This window comes from Micromonospora sp. RV43 (genome assembly GCF_001029515.1).
In the GTDB taxonomy this organism is placed as follows: domain Bacteria; phylum Actinomycetota; class Actinomycetes; order Mycobacteriales; family Micromonosporaceae; genus Micromonospora; species Micromonospora aurantiaca.
The window spans coordinates 1-3,986 of sequence record NZ_LEKG01000317.1 but is presented as its reverse complement, the minus strand read 5'-3'; the positions used below and the strand labels follow the sequence as shown (position 1 = coordinate 3,986).

At 69.6% G+C, this 3,986-nt stretch carries 3 protein-coding genes; all 3 read right to left on the bottom strand.

Translation table 11 applies throughout. The annotated features are described in order from the left end of the window. Window positions 1-110: 110 nt before the first annotated feature. The 3 genes from ABD52_RS39615 to ABD52_RS36665 all read right to left on the bottom strand — a co-directional run bounded on the left by ABD52_RS39615 (window position 111) and on the right by ABD52_RS36665 (window position 3,428). On the bottom strand, window positions 111-551 hold the full coding sequence (locus tag ABD52_RS39615) for a hypothetical protein (protein WP_152748374.1): 441 nt from the start codon (window positions 549-551) through the stop codon (window positions 111-113). 304 nt (window positions 552-855) lie between these two features. Then, on the bottom strand, window positions 856-2,415 hold the full coding sequence (locus ABD52_RS36670; protein WP_047894785.1) for a hypothetical protein: 1,560 nt from the start codon (window positions 2,413-2,415) through the stop codon (window positions 856-858). Beyond that, window positions 2,412-3,428, bottom strand: a complete 1,017-nt coding sequence (locus tag ABD52_RS36665) for a bifunctional DNA primase/polymerase (protein ID WP_047894786.1) — start codon at window positions 3,426-3,428, stop codon at window positions 2,412-2,414. The genes ABD52_RS36670 and ABD52_RS36665 overlap by 4 nt, the downstream gene beginning before the upstream one ends. Window positions 3,429-3,986 lie beyond the last annotated feature (558 nt).

The following is a 3,986-nucleotide window of genomic DNA, read 5'->3' as shown; positions in this document are numbered from 1 at the left end:
ACGGACAGCTTCTGGAGGAACCCGACCCCGCGTCGGGCTACCACCACGCCCTGACGTCGATCGACCGACTGATCAAGATCAACAACCCGCCACGCGGCCTTGATCAACAGTTAGTGAAAGACCGAGGCTAGCCGAGCCGAGCTGGAGGGGTCGTAGCCGGGGACGCTGAGACGAAGCCGAATCCGTTTGGTGCTGTTGCCGGGGCGCCGGGCGGTGGGCGCTTGCCCGATCGTGGTTTGGGCGTTGGTCAGCTTTCGTCGGAGCCCGCGAGGGTCGGGAACATCGGCCAAATGAACGGGCTCGCTGATCAGGCGACGGCTCGACTCCGGAAGTAGCTGGGTGCGTTGCGAGTCGACGATGGCTGTCTCGATGACAGCTCGGCGGTCCTTGAGACGTTGCAAGATCAGTTCCAGTGCGGCCCGATAATCAGTGTTTCTGGCTGCTCTGCCCGTGGCGCGGCCACTCATGCTTTCGAGGATGACGGCGACGTGATTGCCATCGGGTTCTACGGAGAACTCAGCGTCGAGTACCTGGCCGCGATCGTCGGTCATTCGCACAGGGGCACTCTGGCACAGACGTGCGACGAGCTGCTCCGGTCGCCTCCTGGTCGGGGAAGGGCTGAACCATCTCCGCATCTCCGCATCTCCGCAAACACGGCCGTGAGCTGGGCGAATGCTTGCGGAGATGCGACCGTCCGCTGATCGGCCATCTCCGCAACCGAGGTTCATCTCCGCAGGAAGGTCGCGGAGATGCGGAGATTGATGGTTCCTGATGGTCTGATCTCCGCAAGGTGTTTCCGCTGGTGATGGCGGGTTGGTGCGGCGTTGCGGAGATGCGGAGATGGTTCAGCGGTTTTCATGCGTCGTGGTGTTCGACCCAGAAGACGGCGCGGTCGCCTCGGTCGTTGCGGCCGGCGCGGATGACGTGGTTGCCGCGCCATCGTCCGGCTTGGCCGGTGAGCAGCCGACCGAGTTGCAGGGGGTTGGGTAGGCGGCCGTTATGGGTGGTGATGAACTGCCCATCCCACGGGTCGTGCACGTCGCTGCCGAGCTGCACCGGTTCGGCGTCGCGGCGCAGGTCGGCGGCGGTGATCGCACGGCCGCCGTGGCGGTCGTGCCAGGTAGTGAGGAACGCGCGCCAGCGCGTTTCGTCTTCATCGATCTCGCGGATATCGGCGGCGTTGGTGAGGAACCCGTCGATGCCGTGGTGGGCGAGGAACCCGCCGAGGGCTTGCGCCCACGGGGTGAACTGCCGCATCGACAGCCCGGACACCTTCGGCGCTCCTTGGCGCGTCCAGTCGAGGACGAGGACCAAGAGGTGCCACAGGACGGTGAGCTGGTTGGTCGGGTCGGTGATCCACTGGTCGAGGTGCGGGATGCCGAATCCGGTTTGGTCGCGTAGTTCGGGGCGGGGCATGTCCGGGTCGAGGTGCACGCGGACGGTGCGGCTGGCCATGTCTCCGCCGACTTGCAGGTTGTTGCCGGTGGCCATCCACAGCCGGTCGTTGACGGTGGCGATGTTCCGCGACGCGCCCAACTGGCGGTCTGACCAGACTCCGCTGGTGACGAGTTGGGCGAGCACGGCCGAGTCGATGACGCTGCCCTCGGCGAGGTTGTCCCAAATGACCACGCCGACCTGCTCGGCCAGCACGGCGGTGATGGACTTGCGCAGCTCTTCATCCGAGTAAGCCCAGGTCATCACGCGCTGCCCGTAGAGCATGCCGGGGCCGGCAGTGAGGATCGTCTTTCCGCTCGACGGCATGGTCGCATCGATCAGCGCGAACGGGGTGAGGGAGCGGGTGAAGTGCCGCAGGATCGGCGTGGCCAGCAGTGCCACGTAGTTGGCCCGGTCGGCCGCGCTGGCCCACGGGAAGTCGCGGAGGAATCGGCCGAGCAGGAACGTGCGGGCCTGGGCTACCTGCTCGGCGGTGGGTTCGGCGGGCACCGTGGGCAGGGCGACTTTAGAGGCGAGGTAAAGGCCGGTGGCCTTGTCGTAGCCGGGCTGTTGCAACAGCGTGCCGTCCCGCCGGAGGACGGGTGCGCCGATGATGCCGCGCAGCGGCGCCACACCCGGCCACGTCTTCCCGGCCAGCACCGAGGCGAGGGTGTCGCGGGGCGGGGTGACCTCTTCTTCGAACATCTCGGGGTCGCCGGTGTCGCTCTTGCGGGTCTTGAGCCGGTAGACGTAGGCGTGTTCGGCGAGCAGCCCCGCCAGTCCGGCCGGCGTGACCACGCTAGCGGACACCGGCAGCGGCGAGTCCTCGTCGGCTGCCGTGGTGAGGCCGCCGGAGACGGCTTCCATGTGCACGAGCTGCCCGGCGGAGACGTAGGTGTCGGGGAGCAGCCCGTCGGTCAGGGCGGCTTTGAGGACGCGGATGGTTTCGGGACCGGTGCCGATTTGCAAACGCTCGGTCATGCCGCCCTCCCCAAGTCGGCCAGGCGGCGAGGCTGCCGCGCACCGACCCGCAGCCCCGAGGCGATCGTCCGGGTCACCTCGCCGAGCCGTAGCCCGACCGACAGGGCGACAGGTTCCAGGACGGCGGTCACGTCGTCGTCGGTGAGCGCGTCCCCGGCGGCGAGCTGCCCCAGCGCAACGGCTGAGGTGAACAGAGCGTGGTTGCGCTGGCCCTCGGGTGCGGCGGCGAGGTGGGCGACCTGGCGGCGAATTGCGGCAGCCAGATAGCGGCCGTGCCGGTCGGCCGGCAGGCTCACCGCGGTTGTCCGCCGGGCTGGGCGCGGCGCGGGCGCGAGCAGCCCGACCAACCATCCCGGCAGCGGTGCGGGATCGACGTCCAGGACCAGACCGTAGAGGCGGCTGGCGACGGTGGAGCCAGCGGCGACGACGTAGCCGCCGTGGGCGCGGGTGTCGACCTTCCAGCCGAGGCCGCCCCGGTCGCCGGTGGTGTTACGCAAGGCCGGGCCACTGGTCGGATGGCGGTAGTAGAGGTGGGTGCCGCCGCTGCCGGTGCCCACGGTGTACGTGGCGTCGATGCCGCTGCGGGGCGTGGCGTCCGGTCCGAACCCGTCAACCGGATCGATCTGGGCGCCGTGGCGGGCGGCGAGGGTGGCGAACACGTCCCACCCGTCGCACGCCCCCTCCCACTCCGGCGGTGGGGCGTCGTCGGGGTGCTTGGGCACGTCCAGGTCGACCACAACCAGACCGGACGGCCCGCAGGCGATGCCGATGCCGTAGGGGCGGGCCGACCACGCGCGGCGGATGCGGTCAGGGTCGGTGGTGGCGCGCTGCTCCCACCCGACGTGCCCGGCGCGGCAGCGAGGGTCGCGGCCGGTGCAGTCGTCGGCGGTGTGGTCGGGGAATGCGGGTCGCTTGTCGTTGGGACGCAGCGGGAAGACGTGCCAGCCGCGCGCTGCGTGGGCGAGCGCGGCGGCCAGAAGATCGGGATTCGGCACGAGGTGCCTCCCTTCCATCGGACGGGCGGGGGCGGGTTGCCGGCGGAGCATCGGCGTCGAGTCGGGTTCGGGTTGGCCGGCGATCGCGGCCGGTGTGTACGCCGGGCAGCGCGGGCCTTGCAGGTACGGGCGCACACCCTCGGCCGCGAGGCAGTACCGACCGTCGGCGCCGATCCAGTGCCGGCAGGTGGGCCGGTTCATCAGCGGTGCGGGTAGCGGGTGGTGATCAGGCGGCCGATGTGTTCGGCGACGGCGGGGACGACTGCGTTGCCGAGGGCTCGACGTCGGTCCACCCCAGAGGGAACCCCATAAGCCACTCGACCCACTCGGGGTTCGGTGGGCCACCCAGTGCATCGCCGAGGTCCACCGACGTGCGGGAGATCGCCATCCGGCGCTGCAGCGCCTTTGCGCTGAGGCCGCCCCGGGCACCGTCCTTCGCCTTCGGCGTGGGCCACCTTCTTATCTGGACAATTGCGGTTCCAGCGATTCTGTGAGCGGCTCGTGGAGCCCCTACGTTGTCCAGCGTGCGTGTGACGAAGGTTGTTGATGCCCGGCCCGGGCGGCCGGCGGTCGAGT

Coding starts and splice junctions, on each gene's coding strand:
- ABD52_RS39615 (WP_152748374.1), bottom strand. CDS start 551: ATGACCGACGATCGCGGCCAGGTACTCGACGCTGAGTTCTCCGTAGAA.
- ABD52_RS36670 (WP_047894785.1), bottom strand. CDS start 2,415: ATGACCGAGCGTTTGCAAATCGGCACCGGTCCCGAAACCATCCGCGTC.
- ABD52_RS36665 (WP_047894786.1), bottom strand. CDS start 3,428: ATGGAAGGGAGGCACCTCGTGCCGAATCCCGATCTTCTGGCCGCCGCG.